This window comes from Kribbella sp. NPDC051137 (genome assembly GCF_040682535.1).
Classification (GTDB): Bacteria; Actinomycetota; Actinomycetes; order Propionibacteriales; family Kribbellaceae; genus Kribbella; species Kribbella karoonensis.
The window spans coordinates 96643-118257 of the sequence record NZ_JBFBBI010000001.1; the positions used below are offsets into that span (position 1 = coordinate 96643).

Annotated in this window: 20 protein-coding genes; 10 read left to right on the plus strand and 10 right to left on the minus strand. The window is 69.0% G+C overall.

The annotated features are described in order from the left end of the window. The first annotated feature begins 46 nt into the window (after nt 1–46). Nucleotides 47–1642 carry an alpha/beta hydrolase gene (locus tag AB0M51_RS00490; RefSeq protein WP_344190447.1) on the plus strand — a complete coding sequence of 532 codons (1596 nt, stop codon included), beginning with the start codon at nt 47–49 and terminating at the stop codon, nt 1640–1642. On the opposite strand, the gene AB0M51_RS00495 is transcribed toward AB0M51_RS00490, so the two are convergent. Genes AB0M51_RS00495 through AB0M51_RS00525 form a run of 7 tightly spaced genes read right to left on the minus strand, consistent with a single transcriptional unit; the run spans nt 1605 to nt 10069 of the window. After that, nucleotides 1605–2885 (minus strand): glutamate-1-semialdehyde 2,1-aminomutase, encoded by a 1281-nt coding sequence (locus tag AB0M51_RS00495; RefSeq protein WP_344190445.1) that lies wholly within the window; start codon nt 2883–2885, stop codon nt 1605–1607. The two genes, AB0M51_RS00490 and AB0M51_RS00495, sit on opposite strands and share 38 nt — an antisense overlap. A gap of 18 nt (nt 2886–2903) precedes the next feature. Beyond that, nucleotides 2904–4226, minus strand: coding sequence for a hypothetical protein (locus AB0M51_RS00500; RefSeq protein ID WP_344190443.1), 1323 nt, complete (start codon nt 4224–4226; stop codon nt 2904–2906). Next, nucleotides 4219–5028, minus strand: coding sequence for an amidohydrolase family protein (locus AB0M51_RS00505; RefSeq protein WP_344190441.1), 810 nt, complete (start codon nt 5026–5028; stop codon nt 4219–4221). The genes AB0M51_RS00500 and AB0M51_RS00505 overlap by 8 nt, the downstream gene beginning before the upstream one ends. Further along, complete coding sequence (locus tag AB0M51_RS00510; protein ID WP_344190439.1) at nt 5025–5732, minus strand: amidohydrolase family protein; 708 nt, start codon at nt 5730–5732, stop codon at nt 5025–5027. The genes AB0M51_RS00505 and AB0M51_RS00510 overlap by 4 nt, the downstream gene beginning before the upstream one ends. A gap of 35 nt (nt 5733–5767) precedes the next feature. Further along, the gene (locus AB0M51_RS00515; RefSeq protein ID WP_344190437.1) at nt 5768–7753 is read right to left on the minus strand and encodes a heparinase II/III family protein; all 1986 of its coding nucleotides are present in this window, start codon (nt 7751–7753) and stop codon (nt 5768–5770) included. Continuing rightward, nucleotides 7750–8775 carry a Gfo/Idh/MocA family oxidoreductase gene (locus AB0M51_RS00520; RefSeq protein WP_344190435.1) on the minus strand — a complete coding sequence of 342 codons (1026 nt, stop codon included), beginning with the start codon at nt 8773–8775 and terminating at the stop codon, nt 7750–7752. Before AB0M51_RS00520 ends, AB0M51_RS00515 begins: the two co-directional genes overlap by 4 nt. A 4-nt stretch (nt 8776–8779) precedes the next feature. After that, on the minus strand, nt 8780–10069 hold the full coding sequence (locus AB0M51_RS00525) for a sugar ABC transporter substrate-binding protein (protein WP_344190433.1): 1290 nt from the start codon (nt 10067–10069) through the stop codon (nt 8780–8782). 180 nt (nt 10070–10249) lie between these two features. On the opposite strand from AB0M51_RS00525, the gene AB0M51_RS00530 reads away from it, so the two are divergent. Genes AB0M51_RS00530 through AB0M51_RS00545 form a run of 4 tightly spaced genes read left to right on the plus strand, consistent with a single transcriptional unit; the run spans nt 10250 to nt 14233 of the window. Continuing rightward, nucleotides 10250–11131, plus strand: a complete 882-nt coding sequence (locus AB0M51_RS00530) for a sugar ABC transporter permease (RefSeq protein WP_344190431.1) — start codon at nt 10250–10252, stop codon at nt 11129–11131. Next, nucleotides 11131–11943: a carbohydrate ABC transporter permease gene (locus tag AB0M51_RS00535; RefSeq protein WP_344190428.1), complete on the plus strand. Its 813-nt coding sequence runs from the start codon at nt 11131–11133 to the stop codon at nt 11941–11943. The genes AB0M51_RS00530 and AB0M51_RS00535 overlap by 1 nt, the downstream gene beginning before the upstream one ends. A gap of 26 nt (nt 11944–11969) precedes the next feature. Next, nucleotides 11970–13466, plus strand: coding sequence for a hypothetical protein (locus tag AB0M51_RS00540; RefSeq protein ID WP_344190426.1), 1497 nt, complete (start codon nt 11970–11972; stop codon nt 13464–13466). Further along, on the plus strand, nt 13463–14233 hold the full coding sequence (locus tag AB0M51_RS00545; protein ID WP_344190424.1) for a fumarylacetoacetate hydrolase family protein: 771 nt from the start codon (nt 13463–13465) through the stop codon (nt 14231–14233). Before AB0M51_RS00540 ends, AB0M51_RS00545 begins: the two co-directional genes overlap by 4 nt. Here the strand turns inward: AB0M51_RS00545 and AB0M51_RS00550 are convergent. After that, nucleotides 14223–15074 carry an SDR family oxidoreductase gene (locus AB0M51_RS00550; protein ID WP_344190422.1) on the minus strand — a complete coding sequence of 284 codons (852 nt, stop codon included), beginning with the start codon at nt 15072–15074 and terminating at the stop codon, nt 14223–14225. The two genes, AB0M51_RS00545 and AB0M51_RS00550, sit on opposite strands and share 11 nt — an antisense overlap. A 120-nt stretch (nt 15075–15194) precedes the next feature. On the opposite strand from AB0M51_RS00550, the gene AB0M51_RS00555 reads away from it, so the two are divergent. Then, the gene (locus AB0M51_RS00555; protein ID WP_344190420.1) at nt 15195–16094 is read left to right on the plus strand and encodes an AraC family transcriptional regulator; all 900 of its coding nucleotides are present in this window, start codon (nt 15195–15197) and stop codon (nt 16092–16094) included. On the opposite strand, the gene AB0M51_RS00560 is transcribed toward AB0M51_RS00555, so the two are convergent. After that, nucleotides 16081–17112 carry a LuxR C-terminal-related transcriptional regulator gene (locus AB0M51_RS00560; RefSeq protein WP_344190418.1) on the minus strand — a complete coding sequence of 344 codons (1032 nt, stop codon included), beginning with the start codon at nt 17110–17112 and terminating at the stop codon, nt 16081–16083. The two genes, AB0M51_RS00555 and AB0M51_RS00560, sit on opposite strands and share 14 nt — an antisense overlap. Before the next feature lie 123 nt (nt 17113–17235). On the opposite strand from AB0M51_RS00560, the gene AB0M51_RS00565 reads away from it, so the two are divergent. The 4 genes from AB0M51_RS00565 to AB0M51_RS00580 all read left to right on the plus strand — a co-directional run bounded on the left by AB0M51_RS00565 (nt 17236) and on the right by AB0M51_RS00580 (nt 20962). Continuing rightward, entirely contained in the window at nt 17236–17664 is a 429-nt protein-coding gene (locus AB0M51_RS00565) for a cupin domain-containing protein (protein WP_344190416.1), read from the plus strand. Then, entirely contained in the window at nt 17661–18035 is a 375-nt protein-coding gene (locus AB0M51_RS00570; protein ID WP_344190414.1) for a DUF1304 family protein, read from the plus strand. Before AB0M51_RS00565 ends, AB0M51_RS00570 begins: the two co-directional genes overlap by 4 nt. A 126-nt stretch (nt 18036–18161) precedes the next feature. Then, the gene (locus AB0M51_RS00575) at nt 18162–19706 is read left to right on the plus strand and encodes an alkaline phosphatase D family protein (RefSeq protein WP_344190412.1); all 1545 of its coding nucleotides are present in this window, start codon (nt 18162–18164) and stop codon (nt 19704–19706) included. Between the two features lie 2 nt (nt 19707–19708). Next, nucleotides 19709–20962, plus strand: a complete 1254-nt coding sequence (locus AB0M51_RS00580; protein WP_344190410.1) for a hypothetical protein — start codon at nt 19709–19711, stop codon at nt 20960–20962. A 1-nt stretch (nt 20963) separates the two neighbouring features. Here the strand turns inward: AB0M51_RS00580 and AB0M51_RS00585 are convergent, their stop codons facing one another. After that, a complete protein-coding gene (locus AB0M51_RS00585; protein WP_344190408.1) occupies nt 20964–21572 on the minus strand; it encodes a zf-HC2 domain-containing protein in 609 nt (202 codons plus the stop codon). Nucleotides 21573–21615 lie beyond the last annotated feature (43 nt).

Genomic DNA, 21615 nt, shown 5'->3' on the forward strand with positions numbered 1-21615 from the left:
TCGTGGTGGACGCGACCGGAGAAGCCGCGCGCCTACGGTCGGTGACATGACGCCCAGAAGAATCGTTCGAAGGCTGGCGGTCGCCGGCCTGGCCCTGGTGCTGCTCACGCCGATGACGACTGCCGTCGCGCAGGCGAAGTCCGTCGTTCCGAAGATCGCGTGGGGGAGCTGCGGGACCGACCCGAAGCTGAAGCCGTTCCAGTGCGCGAGTGTCGAGGTCCCGACCGACTACGACAACCCGCACGGTGCGACCACCACGATCGCGCTGACCCGGCTGCCGGCCACCGACCCGGCGCACCGGATCGGCACGCTGTTCACGAACCCCGGCGGTCCCGGTGGGTCAGGTGTCGAGTTCGTCCACCAGGCCGGACAGCAGATCTACTCGCCGGAGGTCCGGGCGAGGTTCGACATCCTCGGCTTCGACCCGCGCGGGGTCGGCGGCTCCGACCCGGCGACCTGCTACCCGACCAAGGCCGACGAGACCAAGGCGCTGGCGAATGTCCCGCCGTTCCCGCTGGGGGCGAAGGAGGAGCGCCAGTTCATCGTCGACGGCGCGAAGCTCGCGATCAACTGCCGTACGACGTCCCCGGACCGGCTGGCGCACTACTCGACCGCGAACGTCGCCCGGGACATGGACCTGCTCCGGCAGGCGGTCGGCGACGACAAGCTCTCGTACGTCGGCTACTCGTACGGCACGTACCTCGGTGCGACGTACGCCAAGCTGTTCCCGCACAAGGTACGGGCGCTGGTCCTCGACGGCACGCTGCTCCCGGAGTGGTACTCGGGCTCGGACGGTGACAAGTCGCCGGTCGGCGTCCGGATGCGCCAGGGCGAGGGCGCGTACGACACCTACGAGCAGTTCCTTGCCGAGTGCAAGAAGGCCGGCGCGAACTGTTCGCTGAACCGCCTCGGTGACCCGAAGACGGTCGTCGAGGGCACGCTGGAGCGGCTGAAGACGCACCCTGTCGACTTCCCGCTGCCGGACGGATCCACGGTGAAGATGACGTACGCCCTTGCGGTGGCGGTCACCTTCTCCAGCCTCTACGACCCCAACGGTTACCCGGCGCTCGCCGACATGTGGGTGCAGTTGGCGAGCACGAACCGGAGTCTCGCCACGGTCAAGGCGCCGCAGGCGATCGTCGACTGGCACCGGCGCCAGGAGGACTACGCCTCGATCGGCACCGCCCTGCAGCCTTGTGTCGAGGCGAGGCAGTCCGGCCGCCCGCTGGCCTACCCCGCGTACGCCGCGGCGGCGGACAAGCGTGCGCCGCACTTCGGGGCGTACCGGGCCTGGATCGGCATCCAGTGCGAGTTTCTCGGCATCCGCGACCAGGACGCGTTCCTCGGCCCGTGGCAGAACAAGGTCAAGCAGCCCGTGCTGGTCTTCGGTACCCGCCACGACCCGGCCACGCCGTACCAGGCCACCCGGCCGTACGCCGACCTCTACCCGGACGCCCGCATGGTGACGGTCGAGGGCTGGGGCCACACGACGATCGGCAAGAGCGCCTGCGCCGACCGGCTCACCACGCAGTACCTGACCGAGCTGAAGGCACCCGCGGACGGTACGACGTGCAACCAGGACCGCAAGCCGTTCGACCCGGTGCCTACAGGGCAGCAAGCACCGAGTCTGCTGCCGCAATAGTCTCGTCGACCTGGGCCGCGGTGTGCTCGGTGGACAGGAACCACAGTCCACGCGGGACGATGTTGATCCCGGCAGCGAACAGCCCCGCGTGGAAGCGAGCCATCGCGGCCCGGTCGCAGGCGGCGAACGAGCGGTAGTCGGTGACCTCGGCCTGGTCCGTGATGTACGTCTGGAACACCGGTCCGGGGCCGTCGACCAGCAGCGGTACGCCGTGCCGTGCCGCCGCGGAACGCAGCCCGTCCATCAACCGGAGCCCCATCGCGTTCAACGGCGGGTAGACCGCGGCACGGTGCTCGTCGAGATGACGCAGTACCGCGTCTGCCGCGGCCATCGCGACCGGGTGCGAGTTGAACGTGCCGGCGTGCGCGACCTTCCCGTCGGCGATCGTCGTCATCACCTCGCGGGATCCGACCAGTGCCGACACCTGCATACCGCCGGCCATCGCCTTCCCGAAGGCGGCCAGGTCGGGTACGACGTTCAGCAGCTCACCGGCGCCGCCCGGGGCGACCCGGAAGCCGGTGATGATCTCGTCGAAGATGAGCAAAGAACCGTGCTGACGGGTCAGTTCACGCAATCCTTCGAGGTAACCGGGTTGTGGGGTGATGCAGCCGGTGTTGCAGAGCAGCGGCTCGAGGATGACGGCGGCGATGTCGTCGGCCATGACCTCCTCGACCGCCTGAAGGTCGTTGTACGGCAGCACGATGAGGTCGTCCGCGTCGTGCCGCGGCTGACCCGCCGTACCGCCGACCGCGGTCGGGTGCCGGGCGTCGCCGGCGAGTGCGAGGTCAGGGTGCACGCTGTACAGCACCGGGTCGAGCCAGCCGTGGTAGTTGCCTTCGAACTTCACGATCTTCGGCCGCCCGGTGTGCCCACGGGCCAGCCGGAGCGCGCCGTGCACCGCCTCCGACCCAACGCTGTTGAAGCGGACCAGTTCGGCCGCCGGGATCATGCTGCACAGGCGTTCGGCGACCTCTGCCTCCAATTCGTGCTGTGCGGCGTACGCGACACCACGGCGTACCTGTGCTGCCACCGCGTCGGCAACCAGCGGGGAGGCGTGGCCGAGCAGGTTAGGGCCCTGGCCGAGCACGTAGTCGACGTACCGGTTGCCGTCCACGTCCCACAGCTCGGCTCCGCTGGCGTGGTCCACGAAAAGCGGGTGCTCGGCGCGGCGGGCGTCGCTGGACACTCCTCCCGCGATCACCTGCTTGGCACGGGCGTACAGACGGTCGGCTTGGGTGTGCACAGCGTCCTCCAAGGGCGGTCAGTCGAGCTTCTCGGTCAACAGCCGGAACTGCTGGCGTGGCCGGCCTCCGCCGGTGGATCGTGCCGGAGGCAACGGCCACGCGAGGCCTGCGTCGACCAGTTCCTTCAACATGCGGCGGCCGGTGCGCTGGGTGACCTGCATGATCGCGGCGACGCTCTCGACGTCCACCACGACCTGCCGGCCGGGGGCGGGGCTCATGGCGGAGGCGATCGACGTGACGATCTCTAGCGCCCGTTGGTCGATCGGCGTCTCATCCGGTGCGGCGTCCGTGGTGGCAGGGCCTGGCTCCAGGTCCAACCGTTCGCTGCTGCCGTCCAGGTACACGGCCACCTTCCCACCGGCTGCTACGGACTCCTCAACAGCCATCAGCGCGTTGGCCTCAGCAGCACGAGCGGTCTGGCCCGTTCCAGCGCCTACAGCGACAGGTACGCCGAGCTGCGCCGTCAACGCACCTAGGAAGGGTGCGAAGGCGAACTGCTCGGTTAGCCGCACCAAGGCGCCGTACGTCGTGGTCACCAGGAACAGGGTGTCCGAGCGGCGCGTGACGGACGCCCCCACCTGCCGTGCCTCGGACAGCAGCTTCTGGTGCGTCAGCAGCGCCAGTTCCTGCTGCCAGTAGTCCCCGGACTCGGCACGCGACGGAATGACCTGTACGGCGATCATCGCCAACTGGTGCGCCCCCATACGCGTGCCTTGTCCCAGTAGTACTGCGGTCTCCAACGCGTCCCGCACACTCGACCGTGTCGGCGCGATCCGCAGCACGGGTACGCCGGCCGCCTGCAGGTCCCGTTCGACCGACAGGATCGTGGTCAGCGCGACCGTGGTGTGCTGCCGCTCGTACTTCTCCTGGTGGAACGCCGCGAACCCGTCGACGGAGGCGGGCCCCTCGTACGGCACGTCGTACACCTCGGCGGTGTCCAGGCCGATCTCGCCGTACGCCTCCGCGACGTCGGCGAGGGAGAGCGAGTCGATGCTGACCCGGCTGAGGTCGACGTCCTCGATCGTCAGCGACGCCCGCAGCAGGGCCGCGTACAGCGCGGCGCCGGTCAGCGGCAGGTGGGTGGACGGGACGGTCAGCCAGTGGCCGGTCGTCGCCAGGTCGAACGCCCACGGGCCGGGGAACACCGCCGAGTCGATCCGGTCCCGCAGCCGCAGGTAGCGCTCCTCCGCCTCGGACTGGTCGTCGTACCCGCCGGTGAGGAACCGGATGCCGTGGGCGGACCGTTCCGCGACCTCCTGGCCCACCTCCGCCATCGTCTTCACCAGCCGCCGCGGCCCGAACAGGCCGACCGTCACCGCCGGCAGCGTCTCGTCAGTCATCCGTCAGTCCCTCGTTCTCCCGGCCCCCCGGCAGCGGCCGCCACCGGAACAGCTTGCGGGCGTTCCCGCTGAGAACATCTTGACGCTGCCCCTCCGTCAGCGGTGCGCACACCACCCGGCCGAGCGACATCCGCTGGTCGATGAACGGGAAGTCCGAGCCGAACAGCACCCGGTCGCTGCCGACCCGGTCGACCATCGAGCGGATCAGCGGCCCGGTCATGTGCGAGCCGCACACCTCGAGCAGCAGCGACTCGTACCGGCTCGCCGCCGCGATCGCCTCGTCCACGCCGGGCGGGGTGATCCCCGCGTGTCCGAGAATCACCGACGTACCCGGGTAGCGTTCGGCGACCTCCTCGAACATGGCGGGAGAGTCGTACGGCGACCTGTGCTCGGAGTGGGTGAGCACCGGGCAGCCCGTGTCGGCGGCGAACTTCCAGACCGCGGCGTACCGGGCACCGGTGACGGGGTAGTGGTGCAGGCTCGGGTGCACCTTGATGCCGACGAAGCGCTCGTCCTCGGCGAGCCGGGCGAGCTCGCGTTCCGGGTCCTGCCACGGGTTGACCACCGCGTACGCCGCGATCCGGTCCGGGTACGCGTCGACCGCGGCGAGGGACTGGGAGTTGCCGAGGTGCGCGTCCTGCTGGATCGCGCGGTTGGCCGCGAGCACGGTGACGTCGGTGCCGGTGGCATCCATTACCGCGACCATCGTCGCAACGTCCGGCTGGGGGATGAAGAACAGCGAGTACGGGCCGAGGTGCGCGTGCACGTCGACGCTGCGGTACTGCGGCCGACGCCCGATCACGGCCGGTCCCCGAAGAACAGACGGCGGGCGTTGCCGACGCCGACCTGGTGGACCGTGGCATCGTCGAGGCCCGACCAGGCCAGCCGGACCACGCTCTCGCCGGGGTCGCGGACACCGAAGCCGGTCGCGAACAGGAGGCGGTCGGCGAGGCCGTTCGCGGCGAGCCATTCGGCGCCCTGGTGCGCGGCGAAGTCGACGAGGTCGACGTGAACGTTGGGGTGACCATCGAGTGCCGCCCAGAGTTCGCGGAGCTTCCGGTAGCCGAGGGCGGAGATGACGATCGGGAGCCCGGGGTACCGGTCCGCGATCGCGCCGAGGTCCGCCCAGGAGAGCTCGGCCGCGTCGACACACAACGGGAGGTGGTTCGCTTCGAGTGCTTCGTACAACTCGCGGAGCAACTCGGGGGAGTAGCCGTGCGACGCAGGATGGATCCGGAACGCGGCCACGCCGTCGTCGAGCGCACGGCCGACCAACGCGCCCAGCGAGTCCAGCTCGCCGGGCGTTGCAGGTACCGCGGTCCAGCAGGCGAGTACGCCACGATCAGCCAGATCGTGGGCGACGGCGGACGCTTCCCGGTTCCCGCCGATCGGGTCGTGCAGCCACGAGGCCATCGCGCTGACCAGCGCGCCGGACAACGCGAACCGCTCGAGGTGAGCGGCGATCCCGGCCCGGTCCGTCGCCGGGAGCAGGCTCCGGGGATGCATGCCCGTCACCACTCGTGCATCGAACCACCCCTCGATCATCGCGACCCCGCGTCCACGGTCCAGCGGCCGGCGTACGGGAGGGTGAGATGTGCCCAGTCGTCCTCGACGACGGCGTCGACCGCGATACCGTTCAGCCGGATGCCCCCGCGCAAGCGGATCCACAGCCCACAGCGGGCAGAGACGTCGACCTCGCAACGGATGCGGTCGTCGGTCAGCGTCGCCAGTACGTCGACGTCGTTCGAGGAGCGGAGCAGTCCGGGCAGGTCCCGTACCCGCCAGCCGGAGGCCCACGACAACCTCCCGTCGACGGTGCGGGTACACCTCGACGTACTCAGGCGATCAACGGTTTCCCCGAAGGTGATCACCAGTTCACCCCCGTCCCGCTCCACCGACACCTGGGGCGCCTCGCTCCGCGCGTGCGGTACCAGCAGCGTGGTGAAGTCCCCAACGGCTCGGGTGAACGTGAGCGAATGCAGCGGACCGTACTCAGCCGAGCGCTCATCAAGGAGCGGCCGGCGGGCAACACCCTCGGTGAGCTCGGCCGTGGTGGCGGCCACGTCGATCAGCAGCAGGCCGGGGCCGTCCGGCGCGGCGGCGTCGTACGAACCCGGCGCGACCTCCCGCCACGGTTGCAGCGCATGCCAGTACGCACTGGACCTCGCGTCGACCTGGTCGGACACCACGAAGTACGTCGGCTCCTCGCGCACCATGACAATCGTCCGCGCCTGGGGCAACCCGTACCCGCTGTGCCGCCCGGAGAAGACCGCGACCGGACCCGTGTCCACCAGCGCGTCGACCTGCAGACCCCGCTCGGTCGACAGCTCCCGGCCGTCCACCACCACCGTGTTGTGCCCGACTCCCGACTGGTACCAGGTCAGGTACGACGGATCGTCGTAGCTCGGCGGACCACCTGCCTCCCACAGCAACGGCCGCTGCCACCCGTCCACCACCAGGTCGAGCACCGCCCGGTGCGAGTGCGACTCCAGCTCATGCTCGATGTGCGGCCCGTGGTTGATCACCGCTCGCACGTCCGCACCGCGCAGGATCGTGTATCCCGACTCCGGCAGCACTGTCGACGGGGCCAACTCGGCGGCAGGCTGCGCCTTCAGCAGCCGGCTACCGCGCTGCAACGACTCAGCCGGCCACTCGATCCCACTGTCCTGCAGGTGCGGCATCCACCCGCCAGACGACACAATCTCGCCCATCCACGTATGCATGGCGGCGAACCGGGGATGTGCCGCCACCGCCGGATCGATGCGCGCGGCCGTCTGCAGAGCGGTCAGGACCATCCGGTGGTACCCGGGCGACCTCTCGTAGTGCCCGCCGTCCGGGTACACGTCCAGCAGCAGGTGCTCCTCGATCCGCTCCCTGGCACGCGACGCCCACGCCGCAGACTCCACCAGAGACGGCAGCACGGCACTGAGATGCAGCAATTCGGTAGCACACACCAATTGCCAGTTCCCGTGCCGGAACACGTCATGCTCGTCGTACGCCCACCGTGCGCCTCCCACGAGTGTCGCGACCAGCCGGCCCCAGACGCGGTCCGAGAGCGGGGACGACGTCAATACCTCAAGAGTCGGCAAGAGGCTCCGGCAACGAGCCCAGGTGCCCAGCGAGTACCAGATAGGGTCCAGTCCCGGCCATTCGCCGACAACCGAGTCACGTTGGGAGACCCAGTCGTCCAGGTGCTGCTCAAAAGCCTGCAGATAGCGGAGATCACCGGTCAGCTTCCATGCCTGCACACCGGGCAGCAACCAGCCGAGGTAGTGGAAGCCGTAGAGCTGTGAGCGCCCAAGACCGCTCCCCGTGACGTCGACACCCTGCAGCAGCGGAGCGGCAGCCGCCAACGCGTCATCAGTACACGAGAGAGGCCAAGCAGGCGGGCGCATCTGAGCCGCCACGAACGCACGAAGGCCGGCAAGATCGCCGGCCGGCGAGCCGAAGGCCTTCAGCAGCTCGGCGGTCGAGATCCGGTTGATCCGGCCGTCGATGTGCCGCGGCTTCTCGGGACCCGGGCTCACGAGACCTCGACCGGCTGCCGCGTCTCGATCGACCGGTGCGCGGCCTCCAGTACGGCGGTCACGTCCCGGCTGCTCTCGATCGTGATCAGCGGTTGGCGTCCGGTCCGGCAGCAGTCGACCCAGTGCGCGATCGCGTCGGCGTACGCACCGGACGGGATCCCGTGCATCACCCGCTGCAGCATGTTCCGCGGATACGTGTAGGCGTCCGGCCGCGCCAGTACGACGCTCTCCCGCTGCCGGTCGAGCTGTACGACGCCGTTGTCGGCGATCACCGAGACGTACGAGTCCACCGTCGTCGGGAAGGTGTTCGGGTAGATCCAGGCCGACTCGAACGTCGCCACCGCGCCGCGCGAGTACTCCGCCTGGATCTGGATCGCGTCCGGGGTGTCGATCCCGAGCGACCGCAGCTTGCCCCAGCGTGCCGTCGCGTACACCCGTCGCACCTGGTCGCGGAGCAACCACGACACCAGGTCGATGTCGTGGCTCGACAGGAACCAGGCGCACGTCGTCCGGTCCGCCCAGGACAGCATCTCGGTCGGCACGAAGATCGTGTCGTCCTTCCGCGCGTACGCGACCGCACCCTCGCCGAGATCCGCGAGCAGCTCGTGGGCCTGCGCGTACGCCGGCACCCACCGGTGGTTGAACAGGCACATCGCGACCACGTCGTTCGCCCGGATCGCAGCCACCGCGGCGTCCGCCTCCGCGACCGACGTGGTCATCGGCTTCTCGACCAGGATGTGCTTCCCGGCCGCGGCCGCCTGCACCATCATCTCGCCGTGGACGTCGTCCGGCGTGGTCAGCACGACCGCGTCCACCGAACCACTCGCCAGCAGCGCGGCGAGATCGGGATACACCTCCGGCCGGGCGCCGCGGCCGCCGATCTCGTCGGCCAGCTGCTCGGCCGACGCGGCCGATCGGCTGGTGACCGCGGTGATGACTGCGTCCGGCCGGGCGGACAACGACAACGCGTTGCCCCGCCCCATGATCCCGGCGCCGACGATCCCGATCCGTAGCGTGTCCATCAAGTCACTTGCCCTTCGCCAGTGTGTCGTTCCAGGCCTTCTCGGCGGCGTCCAGCGCCTGCTGAGCGGTCTTCGTCCCGGACATGTACGCCCGGACCTGGTCGTCGAACAGCTGCCGCAGCTGCTCGTCGTTCCCGGAGCCCATCGACGCGTCCACGCTCTGCTTGAAGGTGTCGAGGAGGATCTTCCGGGCCTGGTCGGCCGGCGTCGTCCCGGTGATGTCGGTGAAGAACGGATCCTCGAGAGCCTTCACCGAGGACGGGTAGATCGGCACCAGCTTGCAGAGCGCGAGCTGCTGCTCGGGCGCCGCGACGTACTTGAGCCACGCCGCCGCGGCCGCCTGGTGGCCCGACTTGGCCGGGATTCCCATCACCTGCTGGCCGGGCATGTAGAACTTGCCGTCGGCGCCGGTCACCGGCGGGCCGACCACGATCGACGAGTACACCGCGGGCGCGTTCTTCTGCACGTTGAGCAGCGAGCTGGACACCGCCGCCGGGTTGAACGCGATCAGCTTGTTCTCCAGCGACTGCGGCAGGTCCCGCTGGTTCTCGCCGAGGCTGCCGGGGGCGATCGCACCCGAGTCGAACAGCTTCTTGAACTTCTCCAGCAACGCCAGCGTCTCCGGCGTGTTGAACGCGGCCTTCTTGCCGTCGTCGGAGAGCAGCTTGACGCCGTCGGCCTGCACCACTGTCGAGTACGCCATGAAGTTCGTCGCGGACTTGCCGGTCGCGTCGTGGTACTTCGTGGCCAGCGCGAGCGCGTCGTCGTACGTCGCCGGTGGCTTCGCCGGATCGAACCCGGCCTTGGCCAGCAGGTCCTTGTTGTAGAACGCCAGCGACGTACCGCCGTTGTACCAGGGGATCGCGATTCGCTTGCCGTCGACAACCAACGGGTCCGCCAGGTTCGGCAGGTACGCCGCCACGTCCTCCTTGCTGAACAGCGAGTTCAGGTCGGCCATCGAGGAGGCGAACAGCCCGCTGGTGGCGGAGGTGAAGTTCACGACGTCCGGGACCTTGCCGCTGGCCAGTGCGGCGAGCAGCTTCGTGGTGATGTCCTGCCCCGGCACGTCCACCCACTTGATGTGCACCTTCGGGTGGTCCTTCTGGTACGCGTCGATCCACTTCTGGATGTCCGGCCCGTAGTTCTTCTGCAGGTTGATCGTCCACCACTCGACGTCACCGGAGTACGCGTCGCCGGACTGCTTCTGGTCGCCGCCGCCGGCCGGACTGCCGGACACACAGCCGGCCAGTGCCAGTACCAGGGTGGCAACGAGGGCGAGTCGGAGTCGGGCCATGATTGGCTCCTCAGAACGGAATGTCCTAAACCTGACTTACAGACACCAGAGTGTTCGCCATCGGCTCGCGGGAGTCAACGGAACAAGCCAGAAATTTTCTGGAGTTAGCGCTTCCGGCTGTCCGTGATCGTGCGCTACGGTTCCGGTCTGAAAGCCGGGTTTCAGACACAAGGAGCATGTATGCCGGGTCTGAAGGGCCGCGTCGTCGGCCAGCACTGGTACACGCCGTACGCGTTCATGCTGCCCGGGCTGCTGTTCTACGCCGCGATGTTCGCCTGGCCGGCGGTGATCGCGATCCAGTTGGCGTTCTCGGACTACGACATCGTGCATCCGGTGCGCTTCTCCGGCCTGGACAACTTCGTCCGGCTCGCGCACGACCCGCGGGTCTGGATCGCGTTGCGGAACTCGCTGCTGTTCGTGCTGATGTTCCTGCCGTTGACGGTGGTCGCGCCACTGTTCCTGGCGATGCTGGTGAACCTGAAGCTGCGCGCGATCCAGGCGTTCCGGATGCTCTACTACCTGCCGGTGATCACGTCGATGGTCGCGGTGGCAGTCGCCTGGCGCTACGTCTTCAACCGCGAGGGCGTCGTGAACTGGCTGCTCGGCCTGTTCGGCGCCGGCCCGACGGACTTCCTGCTCGACCGGCACTGGGCGCTGCCGACCGTCGTCCTGCTGGAGGCGTGGAAGAACGCCGGCCTGTTCATGATGATCTACCTCGCCGGGCTCCAGGCGGTGCCGTCCGACCAGGTCGAGGCCGCGACGATCGACGGCGCCGGCCCGTGGCAGCGGTTGCTGTACGTCGTCGTACCGGCGTTGCGGCCGACGTTCGCGGTGACGCTCGTGCTCAGCATGCTCGAGGCGATGCGGGCTTTCGAGTCCGTGTACGTGCTGACCCGCGGCGGTCCGCTCGACGCCACCCTCACGCTCGGCTACTACATCTGGTCGAAGGCCTTCCAGGACTACGACATGGGCTATGCGAGCGCGGTCGGCCTGCTGTTGTGGGCGATCATGATCGTTCTCGCCGGGTTCAACCTGCTGGTGACGCGGCGGAGGGACGTCTGATGAGCCGTCGGATCGCGTGGTACGTCCTGCTTGTCGCGGTGGCCCTGGTGTTCGTCGGGCCGTTCCTGATCCTGCTCAGTGCCGCGACCAAACCCGCCAGTCAGGACGTGTTCGGGTTCCCGCCCGACCTGATCCCGCGCCCGCCGGTCGGAGACTGGTTCCGCGAGGCCTGGACGACGATCCCGTACGCACGGTTCCTGCTGAACTCGGTCGTCTACGTCGGGATCACGGTCCCGGTGTACCTCGTGGTGTCGGCGCTGACGGCGTACCCGCTGGCCCGGATCGCGTTCCGGGGCCGCGGCGTGTTCTTCATGCTGTTCCTGTCGATCATGTTCCTGCCCGGCGAGCTGATGCTGATCCCGCGGTTCCTGGTGATGAGCCAGCTCGGGCTGACCGACACGTTCGCGTCGGTGATCCTGCCGGCCATCCTGTCCTCGCTCGGGATCTTCCTGCTCCGCCAGGCGTTCGCGCAGATCCCGGACGAGGTGGTCGAGGCGGCCCGGGTGGACGGCGCGAACGAGTTCCAGATCTTCTACCGGATCTGCGTACCGATCGTCGCCCCGACCCTCGCCGTGCTCGCGATCCTCGGATTCGTCTCGGTGTGGAACAGCTTCATCTGGCCGCTGGTCGTGCTGACCAGCCAGTCCAAGTTCCCGATCGCCCTCGGGATCGCCTACCTCAGCGGCGTCGCCGGCACCGATGTCCGCGGGCTCGCGGCCGGCACGGTGATCTCGCTGGTACCCGTCATCGCCGTCTTCCTCCTGCTGCAGAAACGCATCCTCAACAGCATGGGCGGCGCCGTCAAAGGCTGATCCGCCCCCAACTCTTGTGAGGCTTCATGCAACCCTCCCGCCGCACGCTCATCCTCGGAACCGCTGCCGGCGGCATCGCCGCCTGGGCAGGTGTCCCGTCACTCGCATCCGCCGACCCGCTCGTCTACGACTCACCGCAGGCCTTCGACGTCGCACAGACCGGCTACCTCGCGTCGAATCCGCAGAACAACGAAGCCGGTGTGTACGCCTGGGGCGAGTCCTACTTCGGACTCAGCCTGCTCCGGATGTACGAGGCCTACCAGGACGAGCGCTACCTCCGGACGTTCGAGGACCGTGCCCGGCACCTGATGGCGACCACCGACCACGCCCGGCACGTCACGGACTACGCCGGCCGGTCCGGCAAGGTGTGGCGCACGGCCGGCAACTACACGGCAGGCCACGGCATCCTGCCGGACGGGACCGGCGCGCCCGCGGTCCAGTTGCGCTGGGCGGGCACCAGGTCCGGCGAGTCCACCGCCGAGGTCTCGAACGTCGTCGGCAGCACCTTCGACCTCGTCCTACGCAACCCCGGCACGACGACAGTTGTCACGCTCCGGAACGTGGACCTCGATCCCACCTCACCGGCGTACGTCGTGACCGCGGTGAACAACGCGTACAACGCCGGGCTGCGCTGGACGGCGGTGGATCTCCGCGACGCCCCGGCCGCTGCTCCCGCGCCGGCAGCGGGCACGATCGCGTTCCAGCCGCAGTTCTACGTGTTCGCCGTACACACCGGGATGATCGCGTTCCCGCTGGCACGGTATGCGCGGATGGTGCTGCAGTCGGACAAGCTCAGGTCACGGCACGCGTTCGCGCTGGACGTCCTCGGCGCGGCAACTCGAGCTGTGGCGTTCCACGACCCGGAGTGGGACGGGAACGGGAACTACGTGTGGCCGAAGGGCGCGCCGATCCCGTTCGACGGCACGATCCAGCCGTACAACCAGAGCCAGGCGCTCGGCCAGGTGATGATCGAGCTGTACCGCGTGACGAAGAAGCCCGAGTACAAGACCCGGGTCCAGCAGTTGCTGGCGTCGTACCAGCCCGCGCTGCGGTCCGTGGACGGTGCGTACGTGTGGACGTACTGGCCGCCGTACAGCCAGTTGTACGCCGGGTACCCGAAGACCGCGGGCATCTCCGAGTACACCCCGTCGTACCCGGCGTCCACGCAGGTCGAGGACCTGAGCCACGCGGCGATCAGCACGGAGTTCGTGCACGCGGCGTACGACGCTGGGATCGACGGCGGACCGGCCACCGACGTGCAGGCGTTCGCGAAAACCTTTACGCAGAAGCTGATCCGGTCCGCGAACGAGGTCTGGTTCCGTGTCGACGGGACCGGGGACGCGGTACCGGCGAACGCCGTGCAGTGTGCGCGCTGGTGCGAGTACGCCGAGCAGGACCTGCTGATCTACCAGCAGTCGTTGCGCGTGTACGACGCGGTGCAACTCCAGCCCGTGCAAGGCTCGCACGCGTTGGGTATCGCGTACCTCAACTGGGCGAAGAACTCTGGATGGAGGAACAAGTGAGACTGCTCCGGATCCATACTCCGGACGGCCTGCGCGACGCAGTCCTGAACGACGACGGCAGGGTGCAACTACCGGACGGTGCCGCCGTCGACCTCGCGGACGTGCGGTTGGCGGCACCGCTGGACCCGGGAAAGATCGTGTGTGTCGGCCTCAACTACGCCGACCACGCGGCCGAGGGCGGCCAGCAGGCACCCGCCGAGCCGATCCTGTTCATGAAGGCGCCGGACACTGTCGTCGGTCCGTACGACGACATCGTGATCCCGCGCGGCGGCGACAAGACCGACTGGGAGGTCGAGCTCGGCGTGGTGATCGGCAGCACCGCGGCGTACCTGGGCTCCGAGGCGGAGGCGCTCGAGCATGTCGCCGGGTACGTGCTGGTGAACGACGTGTCCGAGCGGCACTTCCAGCTCGAGCGCGGCGGGCAGTGGGACAAGGGCAAGAACTGCCCGACGTTCTGCCCGCTCGGCCCGTGGATCCTGACCGCCGACGAGGTCCCCGATCCGCAGGCGATCAAGCTCGGGCTCGAGGTGAACGGCGAGCCGCTGCAGGACAGTTCGACGGCGGAGATGATCTTCGGCGTCGGGTACCTCGTGCACTACGTCTCCCAGTTCATGACCCTGTACCCGGGTGACGTGATCAGCACCGGTACGCCGGCCGGCGTCGGCGCGGGCCAGAAGCCGCCGCGCTACCTGAAGGCAGGCGACGAGCTCCGGACCTGGGCCGACGGACTGGGAGAGCAGCGCAACAAGCTCGTCGCTAGTTCTTGAGCGCGGCGGCGACCGACTCGGCGAGCGGTGTGGTCGGGCGGCCGATCAGCTCGGCGAGGTCGCTGCCGCGGGAGTCCAGCAGGCCGCGGCCGACCGCCTCGTCGATGTCGAGGAGTACCCCGACGTACGGCGCGGGGATGCCGGCCGCGGTCAGCGCCTCGGCGTGCTCGTCCGCCGACACGTTGCGGTAGGCAACGTCCTTGCCGGACTGCTTCGCGACCTCGGCGGCGTACTCGGTCATCGTCCAGGACGTGTCGCCGTTCAGCTCGTACGCCTTCTTCTCGTGCCCGTCACCGGTCAGCACGACGGCGGCCGCGGCCGCGTAGTCGCGCCGGGCCGCCGAGGCGATCCGGCCGTCGCCCGCGCTGCCGAGGACGCCGTGCGCGAGGTGTCCGGCGATCTGGTCGACGTAGACCTCGTTGTACCAGCCGTTGCGGAGGAACGTGTACGGCAGGCCCGAGTCGAGGATCGCCTGCTCGGTGGCCTGGTGGTCGGCGGCCAGTTCGAAGTCGGCCTCCGGCCCGCCGAGCACACTGGTGTACGCGATCCGCGCGACGCCGGCGTCGCGCGCCGCCGCGATCACCGCGCGATGCTGGTCGCGGCGGTTCGGCTCCAGGCCGGAGATCAGCAGGACCGTGTCGCCGGCGCCGAACGCCTTCGCCAGCGCGTCCGTGTCGTTGTAGTCGGCGATCCGCACCTCGACGCCGCGGTCGGCGATCGGTGCGGCCTTCTCCGCGTTCCGCGCGACCGCGACGACCTGGTCGGCCGGCACCCGCCGGAGCAGTTCGTCGATGACGAGAGTGCCCAGGTGCCCGGTTGCTGCGGTGACGACGATGCTCATCCGTATTCCCTCTCAGTTGATGTCTACAACCGACAGTAGGCGCGCGGTGCGAGCGGATCTATGTCCATCAGGCGCTGGTTTATGTCCGATCGTCTTGAGCGTGGCGCGTATGATGCAGCTATGGATGTACTCGCCGATGTCGTCTCCGCGATGAGGACCGGTCCCGCCACGTCGGGGCGCACGGACGTCCGCGGGCCGTGGGGCCTCGGGTTCGTGCGCTCGTTCGGCGCCACCTTCCACCTGGTCCTGCAAGGTACGGCGTGGTTGCTGCCGCCGGACGGGTCGCCGATCCCACTGGGTCCCGGGGACGCGGTGCTGCTACCGCGCGGCCTGGAGCACGCGCTCGTCGACCACCCCGACTCGCCAGTGGTCCCGTTCGACCCGTCGGTCGAGGAGCCGCCGCAAGGGCAGGGTGCGCGGGCGTTGCTGCTCTGCGGGACGTATCGGCTGGACCGCGACCGCCCGCATCCGGTGCTGGCCCGGCTCCCGGACGTGGTCGTCGTACCGGCGGATCCCGGCCGGCACCGGTCGTTGCATACGGCAATCAGCATCCTGGGGGAGGAGCTCGACGCGCAGCGGCCCGGTGCGGCCGCCGTCGTACCGGCGCTGGTGGACGCGTTGCTGGTGCTGATCCTGCGGGCCTGGATGGAGGACCGCGACTGCCCGACGGAGCAGGGCTGGGCGCGAGCGCTGCAGGATCCGTCCGTCGTGCAGGCACTGGAGCTGATCCACGAGCGGCCCGGCGCCGCGTGGACGGTCGCCGAGCTCGCGTCGGACGTCGGGTTGTCGCGGGCCGCGTTCGCGCGCCGGTTCACCGAGGCGGTGGGGGAGCCCCCGTTGACGTACCTGTCCCGCTGGCGGATGACGACCGCGGCGCGGCTGCTCCGCGACCACGACCGCCCCCTCGCCACCGTCGCGAAGGAGATCGGGTACACCTCGGAATTCGCGTTCGCGAAGGCGTTCAAGCGCGACTTCGGCGTACCGCCGGGGACCTACCGCAAACAGCTCACTCCGGCCTGAGGCTCGCGACCAACTCCCCGCGGCTGCGGACACCGACCTTGGCGAACACCGACTTCAGGTGGTCCTGGACGGTGTGCGGCGAAATGGACAGCCGGTCGGCGATCGCGGTCGTCGAGTGCCCGGCGATGATCTCGAGGCAGATCTCCCGCTCCCGCGTGGTCAGCCCGTAGGCCGCGAGCAGCATCCCGAGCAGCTGCTGCCCCGACGCGGGCTCGATCGTCACCACGACCTCTTCGCCGTCGTCCGGGACGTCGTCGCCGATCAATCGGCTGCCCTGCATCAGGATCCAGCCGCCGGACTCGGTCTGCAGCCGCGCCCGGAAGGTACCGGACGCGGAGGCCCGGGTCCCGGTGACGACGGCCTTGAGCAGTACGCCGAACCGCCGGCCGAGCTCGTCCTGCCAGGTCCGCGCCGCCGCGGTGATCGCCCGCGGTGTTCCGGCCGGCCCGGTGACGACGATCGACGGGCCGGCCCCTCCGCGGTACCCGTGGGCGTCGGTCCGGACGGCGACCCGCGTCGCCGCGCCGATCACCGGCGCCACCGACCCGAGGAAGTCCAGCTCCCGATCGCTGAAGTCCGGCCCGCTGCGGACGAATCCGGCCGCGCCCCAGCAGTCCCCGTCGACGACAAAGGTGGCCCGCACCTCGTGCTCGATCCCGAGCGGCCGCCATACCTCGTTCAGCCGCCGGTGCCCGAGCACCTCGCGGTACGGCAGGTCCGACAGTCGCGCGACCCGGCGCGAGGCCCGGGCCAGCTCGGCGAACGAGTTCGGCACGGTCCCGGCGTACTCCGTCTCCGCCAGCCGTGGCTCGTACTCCGCGGGGATGCGGGCCCCGCCGCTGGTCATCGAGCTGATCACCAGCGTGCCGGGATCCATACCGGCCCAGCAGGTCAGCTCGCTGCCGACGACCTGTTCGACCACCCCGATCGCGGCCGCGTGCAGCTCGGCGACGCCCATCCCCGCCGTCGCCAGCGCCGCGATGTCCCGGCGCGCGACCCGCGCCCGGCCCTCCCACATGGGCTCAGTATGGCCCGCCCGCCGGACGGTCGGCCATCCCCGGAATGTGGGGATTCCGGCCGGCTCGTCGAGCCCAGCGGCACGGGATGGCCGTGTGCCCGACGCCTTCCTACCTTCGCTGTCATGAGCGAATCAGTGCATCTGAGCAGCGCCGGGACGGGCGTCGAGTACGCCGCCCCGGACGCGACCGTGACCGTGAAGATCGGCACCGAACACACCGCCGGTCAATACGAGGTGTTCGAGATCGACGCGCCGCGTGCCGACGCGGCACTACCGCACCGGGAGGCGTGGAGCAAGGCGTTCTACGTCCTGCAGGGCCGGATCCTCGTACAGGCAGAGGATCAGGGCTACGACCTCGGCCCGGGCGCCTCGATCAGCATCCCCGCCGGCACGTTGAACACCTTCTCGGTGCTGACGCCGACGGCGAAGTTCCTGGTCATCAGCCAGACCGGGCGGATGGGCGCGTTCTTCGCGGATCTCGCGGACGCCGATCCCACCGACTACGTGGCGCTGGGCGCGGTCGCCGCGCGCCACGGAGTGGATCTCCGATGAGGACAGCGGCGCAGATCCTGGCGATCGTGTTCGCGGTACTGCTCGCCGGAGTCTGGATGATGGAGTCCTTCCTCTACCGCCACCCGCGGCTCTACCCGCTGTTCCTGCTCGAGCGCCGGGACTTCGACGCGGTCAGGTTGTGGATCGTGAATCTCGGCTTCTACAACTTCACCACCGCGGTCGCGCTCGCGCTCGGCGTCGTCCTCGCGCGATCGGGGCACGTCCCGCAGGGTGAGGCGCTGGTCGCGTTCACGGCCGGGCAGCACGTGTTCCTGGCGCTCGTGCTGCTCGCGACGGAGCGGCGACTCTGGTTGAACACGTTGCTTCAGGGCGTGCCGACGGCCGTTCTGTTGCTGCTCGTCCTGCTGTAGGAAGTTTACCAATTCTGCGCCATCATGGGCACGGAGCACCGCACACACTCAAGGTCCCCGAATGGTCACCGGCAGTTCGACCGGACCGGGGGCCCACCGCCCTGAGTATCCGTGAAGGTGAGGCTCATGAGCCCAATCAGTCGCAGGACCCTTGTTCTCGGCGGACTCGCCACGGCCGGGGTCGGCGCCCTCCCGGCAGCCGCCCAGACCTCCGTGATCACCGCCACCGCCGCTGTCCCGTACCCGTTCCAGCTCGGCATCGCCTCCGGCGAGCCGGACGCCAACAGCGTCGTGCTGTGGACCCGCCTGGCCCCGAGCCCGCTCAACGCCGACGGGCACGGCGGGATGGCGACCACCGACGTACCCGTCGACTGGCAGGTGTCGACCACCGACACCTTCAGCACTCTTGTCGCGTCCGGCACGGTCACAGCGTCGTACGCCGCCGCCCACTCGGTGCATGTCGTCGCAGGTGGGCTGAACCCCGACTCCGACTACTTCTACCGCTTCCGCGCCCAGGGCTACGTCTCGCCCGTCGGCCGGACCCGCACCACACCGGCGATCGGCACGAACGGACGCGACCTGCTGATGTCGTTCACGTCGTGCGCGCACTACGAGGAGGGCTACTACACCGTCTACCGGCGGATGGCCGAGGACAATCCGGGCCTGATCCTGCACGTCGGCGACTACATCTACGAGTACGGCGGCACCAGCGGCCGGCCGCGCTTGTACGCCGGGACCACCGAGTGCGTGACACTCGCGGACTACCGACGACGCTACGCGCAGCACAAGAGTGACCCGGACCTGCAGGCCGCCCACGCGGTCGCACCGTGGATCGTCGTACCGGACGACCACGAGGTGGAGAACAACTACGCCGGCATGGTCAGGGCCGACAGCACGCCCAGTCTGACCACCGCGCAATGGACCGCCCGTCGTACCGCCGCTTACCAGGCGTACTACGAGAACATGCCGCTTCGGCCCGCTCAGACGTACAACGGCAACAGCATCCCGCTCTACCGACGGCTGCGGTGGGGGAGCCTTGCGGTCTTCCACATGCTCGACACCCGGCAGTACCGCGACGACCAGGCCTGCGGCGACGGCTGGAAGGTCTGCTCGGACGCGGATCTGGCGTCCCGCAGTCTGCCCGGCAACACCCAGGAGACCTGGCTGCTGGACGGTTTCAACCAGCACCTGGCGACCTGGGACATCGTCGGGCAGCAGGTGTTCTTCGCCCGCCGGTTCAACTCGACCGGCGCGAGCATGGACTCGTGGGACGGGTACCGCGCCTCGCGGGCACGCATCCAGCAGGGCTGGGTGGACCGGTCGGTCCGGAACCCCGTCGTACTGACCGGTGACGTGCACCGGGCGTGGGCGAGCGACCTGAAGGCGGACTACAGCAATGCGAGCTCGGCGACCATCGGCAGCGAACTGGTCAGCAGTTCGGTGACGTCGGGTGGCGACGGGGACGGCTCGACGACGATCCCCGACGTCGGGACCAACCCGTGGCTGAAGTTCTACAACAACCGCCGCGGCTATGTCCGGACCACGATCACGCCGACCCAGCTGCACGCCGACTTCAGGGCTGTGGCGAAGGTGAGCGAGCACGGCGCCGCCGCGACCACCGTGAAGTCGTTCGTCATCGAAGACGGCCGTCCCGGCCTGCAGGCGGTGTGACGATGAAGAAGATTCTTCCTGTCGCCGCACTTGCGGCCACCGCGCTGGTGCTCACTGCGACCACCGCTCAAGCATTCGTCGCCACGCCCACCTGGGTGACGGCCAACAGCGTGTCCACTGGTGACCAGGACAACGCGTCCGTAGCGACCAACCGCAACGGGTACGTCGCCGTGGTCTGGGAGGACGACCGCGACACCGACAACGCGACGGACAACGTGCACAGCGAGATCTACCTCCGGCTGTTCCACGACGGCACTGCTGTGTACGAGAAGAAGCTGTCCGCGGGTGGGAACTCGGGTGTGACGAACTGGCGTCATCTGCACCCGGACGTCGGTCTGGACGACAAGGGCAACGCTGTAGTGGTTTGGCAGGACGACCCGGACGGCAACGGGTACTACAACATCCCGTACCGCGTCGTGAACACCGCGGGCACTGTCACTGCGTCCGGCAACGCCAACAGCAGCGCCACTGGTCAGCAGCTGAACCCACGGGTCGCCGTCGATCCTGACGGTGCACCCTCTGGTGCCGCGGTTGCGTTCACGGTGGTGTGGGAAGACATCCAGACCGGCGCCCAGGCCACCGTGAAAGCTGCTGGCTTCACCGGGCCCTCTACACGTGCCTGGGAGGTATCGGCCTCGGCCACGACCGGCCAGCACCACAACCCGGACGTAGCCGTGTCCGCGTCGGGAGACGCCGTGGTGGTGTGGGACGACGACGCCGACGGCAACGGGTACTACCAGATCGGCCTGATCCGGCTGGCTCGTACGAACGGCACAGCAACGCTCTCGCGCCGTTCAGCCAACGCCTCCGGTGGTGGCCAGCAGCAGCACGCCTCGGTGGCGGCTGACTTCAACGGCGACTTCGCCGTCGCCTGGGAGTCCGACCACACAGGTACCGCGGGCGTTTGGACCCGTTCCTTCACACCGACCGGCACAGCGCGCTACGCCGACACCGAGGTCGCAGCCGGCGGTACCGTGCCGTCGATCGGCATCGACGACCAAGCGCAGACAGTCGTCGGCTGGACCACCCAGGGCGCCGACCCGGATGTCTGGGTCCGCGGGTTCGGCACCGATGGCACCGACACGGGCCGTCTGTCCTCGCAGAAGCTCAGCTCGGTCACCACGGGCCGGCAGGAGCAGATGGTGGTCGCGGTCTCGCCGTACGCCGAAGTGGCCGTCGCCTACACCGACGACAACGACGGCAACACCTACGACCAGGTCATCCTGGGCACGGGCATCTCCAACAACAGCTGGTGAATCAGTGCGTCGTCGGGGACACCGTGCTCAGTACGGTGTCCCCGGTGTCGACGACGTCGAGGTGGTCGATGTTCTGCAGCGGGATCGACGTACTGGCCGGGACCTTGGCCTGGTAGCTGCCGTTGGCTGCCCACCAGCCCGCCACCTGGGTGCTCCCGTCGCGGCCGTGGACGACCAGCATGCAGTGCTCGTACGGCTTGAGATCGGTCAGCCGGAGCTGGATGTCCGTGCCCCAGCCCCGGCTGATCAGCTTGGCCGTGGTGTCGATCCCACCGACCCCGTTGGTAGCTGACCAGGTAGCCGAGGCCGGTGCAGTCGCCAGACCCCAGCTGACGACGCCTGTGACTGTCGCCGTCGACGCCACGGCCAACGCCCATCGACGCCGCGGCCACTTCCTCTTGGTGAGCTGCAGCGGTGCTGGCTCCGGCTGGTCGCTCTCGATGTCTTCGACGCGTACTGCGTGCAGCAGGCCCGGCAGATGCGCGAACTGCAGCAACGTCTCGCGGCACGACGTACAAGTCGTCAGGTGCTCCTCGACCGCGTGCCGTTCCGACGCCTCAAGCGCACCGAGCACGTAGGCACCGATCGAGGTCGTCTCGGGGCACGTCATCGCACTGGTTGCGGCGAAACCCCGTCCATCTGGGCGGAGAGGG